The organism is Nostoc favosum CHAB5714, assembly GCF_020829495.1.
Classification (GTDB): Bacteria; Cyanobacteriota; Cyanobacteriia; order Cyanobacteriales; family Nostocaceae; genus Nostoc; species Nostoc favosum.
Map to the genome: position 1 here is coordinate 59,461 of NZ_JAIVFQ010000030.1, position 17,357 is coordinate 76,817.

16 protein-coding genes are annotated in these 17,357 nt (G+C 43.6%); 10 read left to right on the forward strand and 6 right to left on the reverse strand.

Annotation, left to right across the window (positions count from 1 at the left end):
* Positions 1 to 86: 86 nt before the first annotated feature.
* Together LC586_RS19810 and LC586_RS19815 are read left to right on the forward strand one after the other, a co-directional pair.
* Positions 87 to 1,622 carry a hypothetical protein gene (locus LC586_RS19810; RefSeq protein WP_229486428.1) on the forward strand — a complete coding sequence of 512 codons (1,536 nt, stop codon included), beginning with the start codon at positions 87 to 89 and terminating at the stop codon, positions 1,620 to 1,622.
* Between the two features lie 1,230 nt (positions 1,623 to 2,852).
* Positions 2,853 to 3,227 (forward strand): hypothetical protein, encoded by a 375-nt coding sequence (locus LC586_RS19815; protein WP_229486429.1) that lies wholly within the window; start codon positions 2,853 to 2,855, stop codon positions 3,225 to 3,227.
* A 68-nt stretch (positions 3,228 to 3,295) separates the two neighbouring features.
* On the opposite strand, the gene ilvN is transcribed toward LC586_RS19815, so the two are convergent.
* The gene (gene ilvN, locus LC586_RS19820; protein ID WP_100898492.1) at positions 3,296 to 3,814 is read right to left on the reverse strand and encodes an acetolactate synthase small subunit; all 519 of its coding nucleotides are present in this window, start codon (positions 3,812 to 3,814) and stop codon (positions 3,296 to 3,298) included.
* Positions 3,815 to 4,160: 346 nt separating this feature from the next.
* Between ilvN and LC586_RS19825 the strand changes: the two genes are divergently transcribed.
* On the forward strand, positions 4,161 to 4,529 hold the full coding sequence (locus tag LC586_RS19825; protein WP_229486430.1) for a BON domain-containing protein: 369 nt from the start codon (positions 4,161 to 4,163) through the stop codon (positions 4,527 to 4,529).
* 70 nt (positions 4,530 to 4,599) lie between these two features.
* Here LC586_RS19825 and LC586_RS19830 read toward each other — a convergent pair whose 3' ends face one another.
* Positions 4,600 to 5,532 carry an alpha/beta fold hydrolase gene (locus LC586_RS19830; RefSeq protein WP_229486431.1) on the reverse strand — a complete coding sequence of 311 codons (933 nt, stop codon included), beginning with the start codon at positions 5,530 to 5,532 and terminating at the stop codon, positions 4,600 to 4,602.
* Positions 5,533 to 6,683: 1,151 nt separating this feature from the next.
* Between LC586_RS19830 and LC586_RS40725 the strand changes: the two genes are divergently transcribed.
* Positions 6,684 to 6,812, forward strand: coding sequence for a hypothetical protein (locus LC586_RS40725; RefSeq protein ID WP_267921701.1), 129 nt, complete (start codon positions 6,684 to 6,686; stop codon positions 6,810 to 6,812).
* A gap of 391 nt (positions 6,813 to 7,203) precedes the next feature.
* Positions 7,204 to 7,737 carry a translation initiation factor IF-3 gene (gene infC / locus LC586_RS19835; protein ID WP_229486432.1) on the forward strand — a complete coding sequence of 178 codons (534 nt, stop codon included), beginning with the start codon at positions 7,204 to 7,206 and terminating at the stop codon, positions 7,735 to 7,737.
* A gap of 42 nt (positions 7,738 to 7,779) precedes the next feature.
* On the opposite strand, the gene LC586_RS19840 is transcribed toward infC, so the two are convergent.
* A complete protein-coding gene (locus tag LC586_RS19840; protein ID WP_229486433.1) occupies positions 7,780 to 8,034 on the reverse strand; it encodes a hypothetical protein in 255 nt (84 codons plus the stop codon).
* Positions 8,035 to 8,067: 33 nt separating this feature from the next.
* Here LC586_RS19840 and LC586_RS19845 point away from each other — a divergent pair, with 33 nt between their 5' ends.
* The 4 genes from LC586_RS19845 (at position 8,068) to LC586_RS19860 (ending at position 13,131) form a co-directional block, all read left to right on the forward strand.
* A complete protein-coding gene (locus LC586_RS19845) occupies positions 8,068 to 11,079 on the forward strand; it encodes an MFS transporter (RefSeq protein ID WP_229486434.1) in 3,012 nt (1,003 codons plus the stop codon).
* Positions 11,080 to 11,162: 83 nt separating this feature from the next.
* On the forward strand, positions 11,163 to 11,672 hold the full coding sequence (locus LC586_RS19850) for a hypothetical protein (protein ID WP_306423271.1): 510 nt from the start codon (positions 11,163 to 11,165) through the stop codon (positions 11,670 to 11,672).
* A 145-nt stretch (positions 11,673 to 11,817) separates the two neighbouring features.
* Positions 11,818 to 12,495 carry a potassium channel family protein gene (locus LC586_RS19855; RefSeq protein WP_229486435.1) on the forward strand — a complete coding sequence of 226 codons (678 nt, stop codon included), beginning with the start codon at positions 11,818 to 11,820 and terminating at the stop codon, positions 12,493 to 12,495.
* A 75-nt stretch (positions 12,496 to 12,570) separates the two neighbouring features.
* The gene (locus LC586_RS19860) at positions 12,571 to 13,131 is read left to right on the forward strand and encodes a DUF3124 domain-containing protein (RefSeq protein ID WP_229486436.1); all 561 of its coding nucleotides are present in this window, start codon (positions 12,571 to 12,573) and stop codon (positions 13,129 to 13,131) included.
* Positions 13,132 to 13,280: 149 nt separating this feature from the next.
* Here the strand turns inward: LC586_RS19860 and LC586_RS19865 are convergent, their stop codons facing one another.
* The 3 genes from LC586_RS19865 to LC586_RS19875 all read right to left on the reverse strand — a co-directional run bounded on the left by LC586_RS19865 (position 13,281) and on the right by LC586_RS19875 (position 16,386).
* A complete protein-coding gene (locus tag LC586_RS19865; protein WP_229486437.1) occupies positions 13,281 to 13,640 on the reverse strand; it encodes a hypothetical protein in 360 nt (119 codons plus the stop codon).
* Between the two features lie 143 nt (positions 13,641 to 13,783).
* On the reverse strand, positions 13,784 to 15,334 hold the full coding sequence (locus LC586_RS19870) for a cation:proton antiporter (protein ID WP_229486438.1): 1,551 nt from the start codon (positions 15,332 to 15,334) through the stop codon (positions 13,784 to 13,786).
* 50 nt (positions 15,335 to 15,384) lie between these two features.
* Positions 15,385 to 16,386 (reverse strand): DUF389 domain-containing protein, encoded by a 1,002-nt coding sequence (locus tag LC586_RS19875; RefSeq protein WP_229486439.1) that lies wholly within the window; start codon positions 16,384 to 16,386, stop codon positions 15,385 to 15,387.
* Positions 16,387 to 16,516: 130 nt separating this feature from the next.
* Here LC586_RS19875 and LC586_RS19880 point away from each other — a divergent pair.
* The coding region (locus tag LC586_RS19880) for a cation:proton antiporter (protein WP_229486440.1) at positions 16,517 to 17,357 on the forward strand (841 nt) is incomplete at its 3' end.

Below are 17,357 nucleotides of genomic sequence, written 5' to 3' on the forward strand. Positions count from 1 at the left end.
TTGGGTTGAGCAAATCTATAAATAATTGGTATAAGAGGTACTGAAGACCCCATAATTTTTAACTAAAAATAGGAGAATTAGTGCCAATGGAAGAGTCTGCTGTCAATCCCCTTAATGGTGGAGTTAATCCCTTAAATGCAGGTAGACTTAACAGCGTTAGTTCCTTTGGTGACAATGGCAATTTGTCTGCTGAAGGTAGCCTGTTGACGGGTGGTAGCAATCTGTTATTAGGTAACGGTAACAATCCCATTCCAGGTGGCGGTATTAACCCGTTTGCAGGCGATGGTGGCAGTCAGCTTCAGCAATTAATCTTTGATCGATTAAAGTTAATTTTGGGTGATAACTTTTTCAAGGATATTGACAATACATTGGCAGGAGGTAGTAACCCGATTGCAGGCGGTGGAAACCCGATTGCAGGCGGTGGAAACCCGATTGCAAGTGGTGCAAACCCCTTTGCAGGTGGTGCAAACCCCTTTGCAGGTGGTGCAAACCCTTTTGCAGGCGGTGGTAATCCGATCGCAGGTGGTGCAAACCCCTTTGCAGGCGGTGGAAACCCTTTTGCAGGTGGTGCAAACCCTTTTGCAGGCGGTGGTAATCCGATCGCAAGTGGTGGAAACCCATTTGCAGGCGGTGGAAACCCCTTTGCAGGTGGTGGAAACCCTTTTGCAGGTGGTGGTAATCCGATCGCAGGTGGTGCAAACCCATTTGCAGGCGGTGGTAATCCGATCGCAGGTGCTGGAACTCTGCTTCAACAATCGCCTTTCGATCCGTTGAAAGAAGTCCTTGGTAACAACATACCTTTTAGTAACGGTGGGAATACATCTAATCCTGGTAGCCAAACCTTTAATGAGGGCAACGCACCGGTTGGTAATGGTAACAGGAACTTTGGTAGTAATAACGCAACTATTGGTAATTTTAACTCGGATTATGGCAGTAACAGTGCAACCATTGGGAATGGTAACTGGAACTTTAATAATGACAACACAACCATCGGTAATGGCAACTGGCTATTTGGAAAGGGTAACACAACCCTTGGTAACGGCAACTGGTATTGGGACGACGGAAGTAATAATTCAACATTAGGTAATGGTAATTGGCACTTCGGCAGTGACAACGCAACCATTGGAAACGGCAATTGGGACTTTGGTACTGATAACACAATTATTGGTAATGGTAACTGGGTTTTTACTAGTGGAAATGAAATTATTGGTAATGGCAATTGGTTAACGAATACTGACAATACAACGATTGGAAACGTCAATAATCTCAGCAGTTTACAGTTATCCCCACTAGGGATCAAAACTGATGTTAACAATCTGATTGACTCTCTTATAGGTAAAATAGGTCAAAATTTTCTTGGGTTCACAAGAGATTTTGATGAATCGAGTAGCCAAACCTTTAACCGCCTCATCTCTTCTAAAAGTGTTGGTAATGATACTGATATATCTATCGATATTGAGCAACTTTTGGCATCACTCAGCCCAATTCAAGAAAATTTCATCAATTATCAGCCTCTGCAAAACCCTCAGCCTGTCTCAGAACCTGCTTCTTCAGTGTCATTGGTAGTAATGGGACTTATGTGTTTGCTGTTGTCACTATTCAAAAAACAACAACACTGTTAACGTAAATTTAATCTTTCTAAGCTTATTGCGATCGCAACCCAATGTAATATAGCGGTTCTCGTTTACGTGAGGTACATCCGTAGGGGCAAGTCTTTGCCCATAGGTGTCAACTTAACGTAAAACCCTTGCAATGACGTTATATCAAGTCCACTCAATTACTAATTAAGCCACTAATTAAGCCGTCGGAACCCCACCCCGCTTTTGTCTAACGACAAAATCTCCCCTCCCCGTTCACGGGGAGGGGATTAAGGGGTGGGGTAAAATGACTGTGGAATGAAGCTCTCTGACTTAAGTTGATACCAATGGGCAGTGACGTGCCCCTACACCTTGCGATGTAATTAATGTACCGCATCTGAATGGGAAGCGCTGTAAGGGACTTCCAAGAAATAAATTATCCAAATAAACGTAGACGCTGCATCGGCTTGCCGCAGGCTACCACTCCAGACACAGAGAACACAGAGGAATAAGGAGGAGAGAGTTTTTTCGCCAGTTTTTTGAGTATTTTTTTATTTGGAAGTCCCTAAACAAATTATCATCTTGGCTCACTACTTTAATTAGCGAGAATTAATGCTGTCCGCACCAAGCTATTCTCATGGAGACGTTTTGCGATCGCACTACAAAGTTAAGTTAATGCATCGGCGGCCTTGTTAATGCATCGGCGGCCTTGTTAATGCGTCGGCGGCCTTGTTAATGCGTCGGCTTGCATTGTTAATGCGTCGGCGGCCTTGTTAATGCGTCGGCGGCCTTGTTAATGCATCGGCGGCCTTGTTAATGCGTCGGCGGCCTTGTTAATGCGTCGGTTTGCGTAAACTAACCTACTCTTTCTCTAACTTTGTTTTAAACTGTCGCGTTTACAATTTGGATTTTTATGAACTACCCCAAGAATATATACAATCTCAACAGGAACCAAAAAGCTAACGCGATGCCTATCTTGTAGAGAAGAATTGTCAAAAACTCAACTGCCCCATTGCTTGTTTTACCTATGGTAAAATTCAGCAATAGGGCGTTTCGTTTTTGACTCGCTTACATCCCCTCCCTGCCTTTGGCTGAGGAAGGGGAATTACGCGATTAGGTTAAATTTGGGGAAAAGCTTCAAATCCTTTTCCCCATCCCCATATCCATCCAAGGGTAAATTTAAGAGCTTTACAGTTTATTTAAAACTTTCACCTTACTGTTATTTTTTGCGTTTTATTGGGCACATTAAATATATAGTTTACCACGTATGCATGTATGCCTAACCAAGATACAACACGTCGTTTGCGTCTTCAAGCCATTAGTCAAGATGTTACCTCATTCCACGGTTTGCAAACTGTCAGCACCTACGATACAACCCGTTCTAATGCCTCTGTTGCAAACATACAGCAAGCTTATCAGGCTATGTTGGCAGAGCAACAGGCTGAAACAGAGAAACTAGCTTTATACCGTGCTGCTGTCGATGCTGCTCGATTGGCAGAATGGGAATTTCACAATGCTGTATTAGCCATGAAAGAAGTTGTGCGCGGACAATATGGCTCAGATAGCGATCAAGCTCAAGCCATTGGACTGAAGAAAAAATCAAATCGCAAGCGTCCCAGTCGCAAAAAGTCGGTTGCAGTTGCAAGTTAATTAAGTACATCATAGCCCCCTCTCGAAAAGCGGGGAGGGGGTTGGGGGTGGGGTTCTTATGTTCCCAACTAAACTTTTGCTTCCAAAGACTTGAGTAATTCGGTATTCACACCCGATTCGCGAGTCAGGGCAATTTTGCCAGTGCGGGCGATTTCTTTCAAACCAAATTTTTGCAACACCTGCACGATCGCTACCATTTTACCTGGATCTCCCACAACTTCTAAAGTGAGAGAATCTTCTGCCACGTCCACGACTCGCGCCCGGAAAATCTGAGACAGTTCGATCACTTCTGAGCGATTGCTGGTACTAGCATTCACCTTCAAAAGCATCAATTCCCGCTCTACGCAAGGAGTTTCGGTAATATCCTGTACCTTAAGGACATTGACTAACTTATACAGTTGCTTGGTGAGTTGCTCGATAACGCGATCGTCACCAGGGATAACCATCGTAATTCGAGAGACTCCTCCTTGTTCAGCAGGGCCAACAGCAAGGCTTTCAATATTAAAGCCGCGACGCGCGAATAAACCAGAAATGCGGGAAAGAACACCCGCCTCATCTTCTACGAGAACTGAAAGGGTATGTTTCATCTTCGCCAACAGAGGCTAGCACAGGATTTGAGGAACGCAGACTCTAGTACCGCTTTGCAGAATTCACTCATTCAATCAAAATTCCTTGAGTTGCAAACTCTTGACATTTTGTAAAATGTATGTTGACTTCTGTCGTGGTGTACTACTGCACTAATTGTCAGTGCGACCTTTTATTGTAAACTCAATAGCTGCACTCATTACATTCTCTAGAGATAAATAATTGGCTAGAAATCATCCTGCAAGGAGGAATTTCATTGAATGTATCTCTTTTCATTGGTAGATGCGGCATTTTTGTGAGGCTTTTATACTCAGACTTAAATGAGGCTCTAATAGGAGAAAAGTTTTTATGGGTTGGTTAAAAAGACTATTTGGGATGGAAAAACCTCAAAATGCACAAGTAAATCCTACTGCACAGTCAATAGCGCAAGCTCCTAATACTAACGTTGCGTCTACTGCTACTCAATCAATACCCCCAGAACGTGTGGGATTAAGCGGCGAATACGATCAAAGTGGGTTGGCAAAGCGGGTAGCGTTGGCATTTGATCAAGACCCCCAACTCGATGACGTTAATACCCTTTGGGTTGCTCAGACTGGTAGCACTGTGGTGTTGAAAGGTAAAGTTCCCAGTCAAGAAATTCTCAACAAGATGGTTTCTGTAGCTCGTTCTGTTAATGGGGCTACAGATGTTGACACTAACCAAGCTACGATTGGCTAGGTGTTAAGCAATTTAAAATTCAATAGTGGTAAAGGTATTGGTTGGCGCGATCGCACCCATTGCATAATATTTAGGAAGTAAGCAAGGGTTGGCGATCGCTAACCCACCTCTCAATCCAATCTAAAATAGCTTGGTTGACTTGTTCAGGGCATTCATCATGGGGACAATGACCCACATTTTCTAAATTCAGCACTTCCAACTTCTCGTTGTACTGGGCGAATTGGCTAGCCAGGGCTGGGGGAACAAACCGATCCTTTTGTCCCCAAATTAACAACATGGGAATTGTTAAGGTTGGTAATACTTTCTTGACACTGGGACTAAAGTTAATTCCGAGCGTAGCTTTGAACAAAGCACTGAAAGCTCTCGCGGAACCTCTATCTTGGGGAGGCCCTGCTAAAATTTCTATGAGTTCATCGGTAATTGCCTCTGGGTTAGCGTAGGCCAGACTTGCCCAGCGACGCAGCACCCCAGGACGGCGCACGAAGTTAAATACAGGTTTAAGAATCAACGGCGAAGCGACAATATTTTTAATTGCTCTGACAAGCGGTTGCAGCACAGGCAAAATTGCTTCTTGTTCTAGTGAAGGGTCGGGTAAACTCATCATCACCATACCCAGCACCATATCGGGGTGAGTGGCGGCGGCGGCCATCGAAATCAGTGAACCGTTAGAATTGCCCACCAAAATCGCTGGTTCCCGGATAAATGTTTTCCAGAAATCGTAAACCTGCTCAACCCAGAGTTCGATGCTGTAATTAGCTGCGGCTTTTTCAGAAGCGCCAAAACCCAGCATATCGATGGCATAAACTGTGTGATGCTCAGCCAACACTTCTAAATTATGTCGCCAATGACCAATGGAAGCGCCAAAGCCATGTAGCAATATCAGGGGTTTTGCCTTGTGGTGATTTTGGCGAGGGCGAATGTAAGTGTAGCGAGTTTGCCAGCCGCGCCATACCCAATCCCTTTGATTACCAACCCGTTCTTGCCAGTGTAGTGTAGTGGTCACAGTCTCCTTTAATTCATCAGCGTGGAAATACTATTATAAAACTTTGATTTTTCACGTTATGGGGAAAAACCAAGCGAAACCTAACAAGAACAGCTCCTTCCTTACAAAGGAATGGGAGTAAAGTTCAAAGCCTCTCCCCTCTTATACCAATTCACGAAAATCCTGATATATATAGATTTATCGTAAGTGCATGGCATTGCCATGCCCCTACCAAGGTATTTGTATCATTATTAAAGTGAAATGGTATTAGGCTGCGGTGTATACAAAAGTCTTGCCGCAGGCATATCTTTATTCATATATCTCGCACTGCATTTCTATCCCGCCTCGGAATGAATTCCGAGTCTCATAGCTGAAGTCCACTCAAGTGGACTAATACCATTTTTTTGTGAGGCTGCCCCAATCCCTTTTAACTTCTTTCTTTCTTTGTGTCCTTCTCTTCTCTACGAGAGGCTGCGCCAACGAGACGCTGCGCGAACGCGTCCTTTGCGATAGCCTGCGGCAAGCCGCAACTCTTGAAGACGCTTTGCGAACGCGTCTACGTTTATCTTTCTTGTACTTAAATATGGTTTAGCGCATCTTCATACAGAAATGGTATAAACGATCAATTCAGTCCACTTGAGTGGACTTCAGCTATCAGCCTTGAACTTTAGTTCTGGGCGGGATGTCGGTCAGCGTGACAGTTTCCCTGTAACAAAAATATTGTTGCACCACTAAATCTCCAATTTAGAGAATTCAATTCTGACTCCTGACTCCTCACCTCGCACCGAGGAAAAGTCAATGTAGTATTTCACATCTGACAGATTGTTGACGAACAGAGTTCGACTGGGGTCACTTGCCTGAAAAAATGCTCGTAAATCTATTGACATAAAGCTAGTAATATATTTATCTTGTATGGCTTAAATATCTTTGATCACAAGAATAAAGCTAGTTACACCATTTCAGAACAATATTTCGGAGAATTTTCGGTTTGCTTGAAGCGATCGTTAAATGTAATATAGACCATTCGTAGGGGTACAGCAATGCTGTGCCCTTACTGCTATAGCGGTTCTCAGCCCTTGTGAGGTACAAGAACCCCACCCTCAACCCCCTCCCCGCAAGCGATGAGGGGGCTAAGATGTACCTCATGTAATTAGGAAACGCTATACATCTAAGTGAAAACTTGTATATGGCGCTTAGATGCAGTACACATTGACCTCATGTCTCTGCCTTTGGTTGAGCGTTGTACACTTATCAAAGATAGCGATCGCATCCATATCGGTAAATTGATCAGTGCTTTTTGACTATAAATACTACTAGGCTGACTGGATGTAAGGTAATATGTTACATTAGTTTTGCTAGATGTCCTGCATCTGTGAGCTTGGTATTCTGGAGATATGATGTTGCTCCATGCGATCACCTACGGTGGGCGGTTACGCCATCGCAAAAAGTATTGCTAAATAATTGTAATAAGATTTAACATGAGTCTAGTTGTGTAATTTAGATTAACTATTGCAAAGAAATTCTCAAACACTTAGTAGAATGACAAATACAAGGAGGCAACTATTTTATGGATTAGTTACTCTAGAACTGTAGACTATGTTTTCAGTCCTGAGTTATTTCCGTATTTTGCCTCTGAGGCATACCAATTAAAGACCACACCAAATCCTTCATTAAGAGCTCCCACAAATCATAATGCCTGTGATTGAGAAGAAAAGAACTCGCGATCTGCCCCAAATTAACGAACGAATTCGCTACCCGAAAATTCGGGTAATTGATACTGATGGTGCCCAACTGGGAATTATGCTCCCACAGGAAGCACTAGAACTAGCAGAAGAGAAAGAGTTAGATTTGGTGCTAATAAGTGACAAAGCTGACCCGCCAGTTTGTCGGATTATGGACTACGGGAAATACAAGTTTGAGCAGGAGAAAAAGGCGCGGGAAGCCCGGAAAAAGCAGCACACGGCTGATGTCAAAGAAGTTAAGATGCGCTACAAAATAGAAGAACACGATTACAACGTGCGTGTTAAGCAAGCAGAGCGCTTTTTGAAAGATGGCGATAAAGTCAAAGCTACTGTGATGTTCCGGGGTCGAGAAATTCAACACAGCGACCTAGCAGAAGATTTGCTCAAGCGAATGGCAACCGATTTGGAGCCTTATGGTGAGCTTCAACAAGCGCCTAAAAAAGAAGGGCGAAACATGATGATGCTCATCTCGCCTAAAAAATAATCCTCTAACTCTATTAATAGACCAAGTTTAAAAATCCCCTGGCTAAATAAAAGTCAGGGGATTTTTTGATGTTTCGTTTCGATGCAACATGCGCCCAAAGCTGTGAGGTTGTTTAAATTTATCTAAAATCGATAGTCCTGAAGGCTGAATGGGAAACATAATACTCAGTTGCTCAGGACTTTTGCTATTTCCAGGAGATGAGGGAGATGAGGGAGATAAGGGAGATGAGGGAGATGAGGGAGATGAGGGAGATAAGGAAATATTTTCTTCCCCTGCTCCCCTGCCCCCGCTCCCCATTACGCGGTGATACTACCAGAAAAATAAAACTGCATGGAACTGAAAAATCACTGGTTGGCTGCAAATAAAGTTGCTTTACCACGGCTACGACTACTACAGTGGGTGAATCTCCGACCAGAGGAGAGCGAACGAACTCAACTCATGTTCTTTTTCTACACGACTGTATGTGTAGGATTGCGGTGGGCAGAGGACAGTACCGTGGCGCTGTTTTTGGATGAATATGGAACTCAACTACTGCCGTGGATGTATATTGCTAGTGCCGCTATGAGTGCAGCCCTAGTTTTTTTATACTCTTGGCTGCAAAAGATTTTTCCTTTGCGCCGGGTGATTGTAGCGATCGCACCTTGCATGTTGATGCCATTACTATTATTAGTTGTATTACGTTGGGGAGCGCATGTTTCATACCTGGCAGTTATTTCGGCATTTCTGCTGCGGCTGTGGGTAGATGCACTTTATGTGGTCAATGACCTCAACACTTCCATCGTCGCCAACCAAATATTTAATATTCGGGAAATTAAACGGACTTACCCATTGGTGAGCAGTGGACTTTTAGTAGCAGATGTGATCAGTGGCTTTAGTTTGCCTTGGCTAGTGCAATATGCCACGCTCAATAAGATCATCCTCATCGCCTGTATAGTAATTTTATTAGGATCGGGGATTTTATTCTATTTAACTCATCAGTATCGAGCGGCTTTTCCTGAAACCCCACAAAGACTAGTTACTGAAGAACAAGCTTCACGACAGCGTTTTATTAAAAGTCCTCTGAAGCGCTATGTTTGCCAGTTATTTGCTTTTGTTGGTCTGTTACAAGTCATTGGGTTGTTAATAGATTTTCAATATCTGCGCGAACTCCAATCCAATTTGGGCGACCGAGAACTCGCCAGCTTCTTAGGTCTTTTTGGTGGGACGTTGGGACTGTGTGAGTTGTTGTTGCAGTGGTTTATTTCCAGCCGACTCATCGAACGGATGGGGGTATTTTTCACAGCCACACTTTTACCAATCACTGTCGGCTTTTCACTACCAGGAGTGCTGGTATTATTGCATTTAATTCCAGCCATCCAATCGCAAAGCTTTTTTTGGGGACTGATAATTGTCAAATTCTGCGATGAACTTCTGCGCTACACCTTTGTCATGAGCAGCGGCCCCATCCTGTACCAACCGATTCCAGAGGCAATTCGCAGCCGGATGCAGACTTTATCTGGTGGAACCGCCGAAGCGATCGCTACAGGTTTGACAGGAGTGCTAATTTTTGCAACTATATTGTTTTGTGGGCAGTTTATACCCGTACCGTTGCAAAAGTGGGTGTTAGTAGCAGAAACAATGCTGATAACTGGCACCTGTTTAAAAGTAGTTTGGGAATTGCGATCGCGCTATGTTGAACTGTTAGTCTTGAGTGTGGCACGGGGCCAGTTGAGTGCAACCAATGTAGGCTTACGATTCTTCAAGCAAGGTGTAGTCAAAGCCTTGGGAGAAAAAGGCAGCGAAGCAGATAAACGCTCTTGCATTGAACTTTTAGCCCAAATTGATTCCCTTGGAGCTGCGGAAGTTTTAGCACCTCTGTTAGTCAAGTTAACCCCAGATTTGCAGCGCCAAAGTTTGGAAGTCATGCTGATAGCGGGTGCAAATCCCGTTTATCTATCCGCCATCCGTCCTTTGCTAGAACAACCCCAAGAAACTAACCCCGAAGTTTTCGCCCTAGCACTGCGCTATATTTGGCTAGCTGAACCAAATCCCAATTTAAGCATCTTAGAAGAATACCTGAACCCCCGGCAAAACTCACTCATCCGCGCTACCGCCGCCGCTTTAGTCTTACGCCAGGGAACGCCCATGCAAAAGGTAGCAGCTACCCAAACCATGCGCCGGATGTTGACTCATAAGAAAGAACGGGAACGGGTAAATGGAGTTAGAGCGCTTAGAGAAGCAGTTTATTTGCAGGCGTTGCGGATTCACATCCCGAATTTGTTACAAGACGAGTCTTTACGGGTGCGCTGTGCCGTATTGGAAATGATTGCAGCAACCCATTTAGAAGAGTACTATTCGGCACTGATAGCAGCACTTTATTACAAATCAACCCGCACTACAGCAATGTCAGCTCTAGTGCGACTAGAGAATGAAGCTATAGAGATGCTGTTGCGGTTAGCTACCAATATTTACAAACCAGAAGTAGTGCGAATGTACGCTTGGCGTACCATTGCTCAAATTGCTACTCAGGAAGCATTGGAAACTTTATGGGAAAACTTGGAGACATCTTGGGGTACAACTAGAGATCATATTCTTCGCAGCTTACTAAAAATACACAAACAACCAGGAATTAAAGGTTTAGTGGATCGATTTTATGAAAGTCGGGTAGAAAATTTAATTAAGCAGGAATTAAAGTTTTTAGGCGAGATTTACGCCGCATATATAGACTTGAAAACACTAGACGGAAAAGAAAATCAGCAATCTAGTGAGAGGATTGTGATTGTCTCTGAGTTATTGCAACGCGCCCTTTTAGAATTGGAATTGGATGTCAAAGAGCGGCTGCTACTGCTACTGAAACTGCTTTACTCGCCAGAAAAAATGCAGGCAGCAGCATTTAATCTGCGATCGCTCTCAGTGGTAAACTTAGCACGAGGGTTAGAAATATTAGAGCATACCATAACTTTGTCTTCAAAGTCTTTATTGCTGAATATTTTAGATAACCGACCGCAGGCAGAGAAATTACAACATTTGGTAGAAGCGAAGATCGTAGAATATGAGAATATGTTAGTTAGCGATCGCCTCCACAGATTGCTGATGTTAGGTAACTTCCTTTCTGACTGGTGTTTAGCTTGCTGTTTTCATTTTGCTCAAGTGACTCGCATCAGACTGACAAGTTCTGAGATTTTAGTGAGTTTGCGTCATCCAACCGGCTTTGTTAGAGAAGCTGCGATCGCATACTTAAATATGGTTTCACATCGCGTCCTTTTGCAAATCTTACCCCAGTTACAAAAAGATCCACATCCTTTGGTGGCCGCTCAAGTTAAGGAGTTACTCGAAAAATACCAATTCAATCGCTACGAATAAACCTAACTGCTTACAAGTACTATCACTTTCTGGTCATATTTGTTTGTAATACTGTGTAGACAAATCAATCACCAGCAAAAGCTTTGCAGATTCATCAATGCTTTTTAGGAGGCAAAATGGCTTCTGGACAACTTCAACACGCTATTGGTATATTTCACAACCGCAAAATTGCACTACAGGCGCTCGACGAACTCAGAAGTAGTGGCTTTCCGATGAATAAAATTTCTGTAATCACTAATAAACCCAAGCTCAATGAGCAATTTGACAGTTCCGATACGAGTGAAAGTACTATTGCTCCTGCTGAAGGCGCTAAGGCGGGTGGATTAGCAGGCGCTAGGGCGGGAGGTTTACTTACTTTGGTTACGGGTTTGGGTATTTTGCTTATTCCTGGTTTTGGCCCAGCGCTAGCAGCAGAGTCTGTTTTAGCCACCCTTTTAGGAAGTGGAGCTAGTGCAGCTGCTGGGGGTCTTATTGGCGCACTACGGGGTTGGTTTCTTCCCGAAGAAGCCGCTCAACTTTATAATGACCGAGTATTCCAAGGCGATTATTTAGTGACGATAGAAAGCACAGAAGACGATATCCGTCAAGCCTAACCTATTCTTAGGCGTTGGGGTATTCAGGAATGGCACGTTTTTGACATTCCCAGAAGTTGAAAGTATCTCTCGTCAAGCTACATTTTCATTCCTTTGCTAACTTGTAAAGTGGAATAGGAAGTCGAAGAGAGCATCAAGAACATACATGTACGTACTAATTGGTGGAGCAGGCTTAGTGGGCTTAAGTTTGGCGCAAAAACTGGTAGAACTGGGACATACTGTTGCCGTAATTGACATTGACCCTATCGCTTGCCGCTATGCCCGTGAACAATTAGGAGCAATGGCTTTTGAAGGCAGTGCTGTAAGTACAGAAGTATTGTTAGAAGCGGGGATTCGCAAAGCCGATTCTTTGGCAGCTGTTCTTAGAAGTGATGCCTTAAACTTGGCAATGGTAACTCTTGCAAAACACTACGGTGTCACCCATATTTTGAGTCGAATGCGCCATCCCGATTTTGCTGAACCGTTACGTATCGCTGGAGCTAACCACGTTATTAGTACTGTTGAACTATCAGTTTCAACAATGGTGAATGCCATTGAATATCCGCAAGTAGAATCAATGATGCATTTTGAGCAGGGACAGATTGAGGTACTAAAACTTTCCATCCCCAACAATTGCTATGTTGCTGGTCGTAGCGTTGCCGAAATTGCTCAGGATTCCCGATTCCCTAGTGGTTCGCTAATTATTGGCTATCAACCCCATCCCCACGAAGATTTAATGATTCCTAACGGCAGTACAATACTGGAACCTCATTCAACTGTACTGATTGTGACTAAACCAGGATGTTTACATCAAGTTATTGATTTTATTGAACAAAAATGTTGAGCGTAGTTCCTAGCTAAACTCTTTATTAAGTGGGGTTAGCTACACATATAAAAAAAATTGGTGTAAATAGTTTTGATGAAGCTGTATCGATATATTTATTTAGCGATCGCTATTATTTTTCTTGCATCTTGTCAATCACCCGAAATCCCACCAAAGTCACAACCCGATGCCATTCCAGCAACCCCATCCCAAAAAATAGTGACACTGGATAAGAATTTTAAGATAGCAAGCGGTCAAACTGTTTATGTTCCTGTCTACTCTCATATCTATCATCACAATCGGCAGGAGATTTTCGAGTTAGCAGTTACGCTAAGTATTCGGAATACAGATTTGACCAATCCGATCGTTATTACTTCTGTGCGCTACCATAACTCAGAAGGGAAACTAGTTAAAGAATATTTGGAGCGCCCTATTGAACTTGATGCCCTAGCTTCTACAGATTTTTTTATAAATAGAAATGACACCACTGGAGGTTTAGGTGCAAACTTTATTGTAGAATGGGTAGCCCAAACAGAAATATCCGAACCGATAGTGGAAGCAGTTATGATTGGTACTGACTTTCAACAAGGAATTTCTTTTATCAGTCCTGGTAGGGTCATTAAAAATCAAAATAACGATAAGCGATCGCCTTCGTAATTCGTAATTCGTAATGACGCTCGTTCCTCGCTACCGCTACGCTAACGGAATTCGTAATTAAGTTTTTCCTCGTTCCCATACTCTGCATGGGAATGCACTCATTGAGTCTCTGGCTTAATGTTTAGCAGGAGGCAGCAGATTTTAATCAATCAGCAAAAGCTCAGAGGTTCACTCACGAAGCTCAAAGGTTCATCGACGAAGCTCAAAGGTTCACTCACGAAGCTCAAAGGTTCATCGACGAAGCTCAAAGGTTCATCGACGAAGCTCAAAGGTTCATCGACGAAGCTCAAAGGTTCATCGACGAAGCTCAAAGGTTCACTCACGAAGCTCAAAGGTTCACTCACGAAGCTCAAAGGTTCATCGACGAAGCTCAAAGGTTCATCGACGAAGCTCAAAGGTTCACTCACGAAGCTAAAAGGTTCATCGACGAAGCTCAAAGGTTCATCGACGAAGCTAAAAGGTTCATCGACAAAGCCCAGACTATCCCCAGTCCACAGTCCATAGTCCAATACAGTTCAGTTAAGCAATTTTTCCTTCTCTTTCTTCTCTCTGTGTCCTCTGCGCCTCTGTGGTTCGTAAAAAAAAACGACTTTGACAAAGAGTGCTAGCCTTAAGTGAACCGTATTGGTCCATAGTCCCCAATCCCCAGTTCCTAATCATCATCTAACTTCAACAATTGTTCATCAAGAGTTTGTATCCGCCCGCGCACAATTTCTTCCGAGAGAATTCGCTTCCGCATTGCCTCATTCAGCGCTCCTTTTTCTGCCAGCAGTAAACGGCGGCGAATGGCTTCAAGTTTACTGTTGCCACTTCTACCTTCTACCTCATCAGGGCGACGATTATAAAGTTCCCGCAGTGTCTTTTCTGCACTGGCAATCCGCACTTGATAAGTTGAACGCATCTCTTCATAAACAGCTTTTGGTAATACCCCTGATTTCAACAAACTATCTAATTCATCTTGTGCTGCCTTACCAGTCATCAACTGGGCTTGCAATTCTTCAACTTGTTGTTGAGCTTCGGAAAAATTAGATAATTGTAAGCGTTTTACCACCCAAGGCAAACTTAAACCCTGTCCAACTAACGACACCAGCACACTACCAAAAACTAAAGCGATGAAGACATCTCGCCCTGGTAGTGTTACAGGTAAACTCAACGCCAAAGCCATCGAGAGCGAGCCTTTGATGTTACCTAAAAAGAGTAAATGTTGCCAGCGCAACGGGATTGGGCGGTCAATCAAACGAATCCCTGCTAGCAACGGATAGACTGTCAGAACTCGCCCAATTTGATAAGCTAAAACTGCAAATATAATTGCAGGTAAAGTTCTCCAGAGTGTTACCAAATTTATTTCTACACCTATCAGCAGAAAAATAAAGGTGTTGACAGTAAAACTGGCATATTCCCAAAAACTCAATAAAGTGATGCGACTAGAAGCAGAAGTATTGTGAGAAAGCCCTAAATTCCCGAAAATCAATCCCGCGACAACTACAGCCACAGCACCCGATACACCGAAAAATTGCCCAACCTGAAAAGTTCCTAATGCAACTGCAACTGTCAATAACAAGCTGCTAAGGGGATCATCTAAACGGGAGAATACAGGTATGCTCAAGTAGCCCAAAATTAATCCTACCAGGCAGCCTCCTAGAGAGATAAATAGCAGTTGTTGGATTCCCTCTACGAAGGTGAGTGAACCTGTGGAATATACTTGTAAAATTAGGTTGAATGAAACTAGAGCCGCTGCATCATTAAATAAAGTTTCTCCTTCAACAATGGTAGAAAGCCGTGAAGGTACTGGTATTTCCTTGAAGACGGCAATCATGGAAACTGTATCAGTGTTTGCCAGAATTACTCCGACAAATAAGGCAGGTATCCAACTCAGTCCCAGCCCAAATTTTAACAGGAGGGCAATAATCGCACTGGAAAGCAAAGCTCCAGGGCCAGCTAGCAGGGCAATTGGTTTAAAGGTGCTGCGTAGACGGCTGACATCTGTATTAATGCCAGCTTCAAAGATGAGAATTGGCAAGAAAAGATTCAAAACCAAAGTTGGATTTAAACCAATCGGACGAGATAATAGCTCAGTGATTGGTAAACCTGCTAATACTAAACCCGTAACATAAGGGATTCGCAACCGTCGGGACAGCAAAGCTACACCTGTAGCAAGGAGCAAGAGAATAATTGAAACTTTGACTAATTGAGTTACATCCACTATTAGGTTCTGAAAAGTTATCTTGACTTTCTGATGCTACATTAGCAACTTCAAGGTGTGGGTTCGGAACGGCGAATTTCTTCTACTTGACCAACTTCAAAAATTAGAGTGAATGGTTGCCCCATCTCTCGTTCGATAAATTCTTCTAATAACTCTACTTGCCGAGGTGTAACAGGTTCCCTTGCTCGGACGCTCAAACGGACTTCTGGGGGATTTGTCAACCAATTGGTATTACTGTTAAGCAACTGCAATCGCCCAAAGGTGACAGTTCGATTCAATAATGCCCGTCGCAAGCTGGTTTCCAGTTGCGCCTGTCGTACAAGTCGAGCAAAGCTGACACCCAAGGGAATTATCAAAATAGCCGTCAAAGCCATAGTCCAAATTAGGGGTTGACGGGCCCGCGCCATTGAAGTGTAACCTGCTACTAAAAATGTCACCATACAGGAGAGGGCAATACCTAGCAAGTTGGTGAGATAAAGTAGAGTTGCCCCGAAACTGAGTGACCAATTTCCTTGTGCCAAGCCTAAGCCAATCACGCAGATAGGAGGCATGAGGGCAACAGCGATCGCAGTTCCTGCTAAACTACCAGAGATTTTCGTCTCAATTTTGGCGTAGCCACTGATACCACCAGCCGCTACCGCAATTCCCAAATCTAATAGCGTTGGTCTTGAACGAGCCAGTACTTCACTACCATAGCTCGGCAATCCTACCAGCAAACCCAGAGTAAAGGCGATCGCCACAGCTAGGATAGTGCCCAATGCTACAGAAATTACACCCTTGCGAAACAAAGTAATATCTGCTTGTAAAGCACCAAAAGCTAACCCCCGAATCGGCAACATCAGGGGGGCAATAATCATCGCGCCAATAATCACGGCCGCACTGTTAGACAATAAACCTAAAGTAGCGATCGCACAGGAGCTAATAATCAAAATTATGTAAGCTGAGTCTAAGGCTGATTCTGCCAGCAAGTCTGTTTGTAGCTGTTGGAGTTGTTCCGGCTGCGAACCCCGGCGGCGGAAATTTTTAAAGCGGTCTCGAATGTTATTACCCAAGACCTTCCTCCTGAATGCTCGGTTAACTGTAAAATCTTCATTCTCTGCTAATTAAAGTCTTACATTGAACTGGTGTCATCTGAAAATAGTCAGATGAGGATAAATGCAAAGCTATACCAGGAATTTACTTATGGTGCTTGAATCAGCGATCGCCGAGGAAGTTATTACAAACAATCTCAAGCAATTTCTGTTGGTGCTTTCGGTGTCTCTAGGTGTGGCGACACTACCGCAGATATTTAGCTGGTTTCGCAATATACCTTACACCTTGCTACTGGTGATTGTCGGGTTAGGTTTGGCGTTTGTCGATGTCCGTTTAGTAACCCTTTCCCCGGAATTAATTTTGTTCATTTTTTTACCACCACTGCTATTTGAAGCCGCCTGGAATTTGAAATGGGCAGAGCTGAAGCGGGATTTAGTGCCCATTTGCCTGTATGCAGTGTTCGGGGTGGTAATTGCGATCGCAGGGGTAGCGATCGCTCTCAATCAACTCGTTGGTATTTCTCTAACTACAGCTTTACTCATTGCAGCCAGTCTATCTGCAACTGACCCTGTTTCTGTCACCGCTTTGTTTCGTGAACTGGGCGTAGATAGTCGTCTTGTCACCTTAATGGAGGGCGAAAGCTTGTTCAATGATGGCATGGCTGTAGTTGCCTTTGGTTTTTTGGTGGCCTTATCTTTGGGAACTGTAGAATTGGAATTCCAGCCAATTTTATTGCAGTTATTTACAGTTGTTGGCATCGGTGTAGCGGTGGGAGCTTTTATCGGATTTGGTATTTCCTACCTTACCCAGCGCTTTGATTTGCCCTTAGTGGAACAATCTTTAACTCTAGTTTCCGCTTATGGTACTTACCTGATTATTGAAGACTTGGGCGGTTCTGGAGTAATTGGAGTTGTCACTACAGGTTTGATTTTAGGCAACTTTGGCTCTCGTATCGGCATGAATCCCCGCACCCGGATTATTGTTTCCGAAT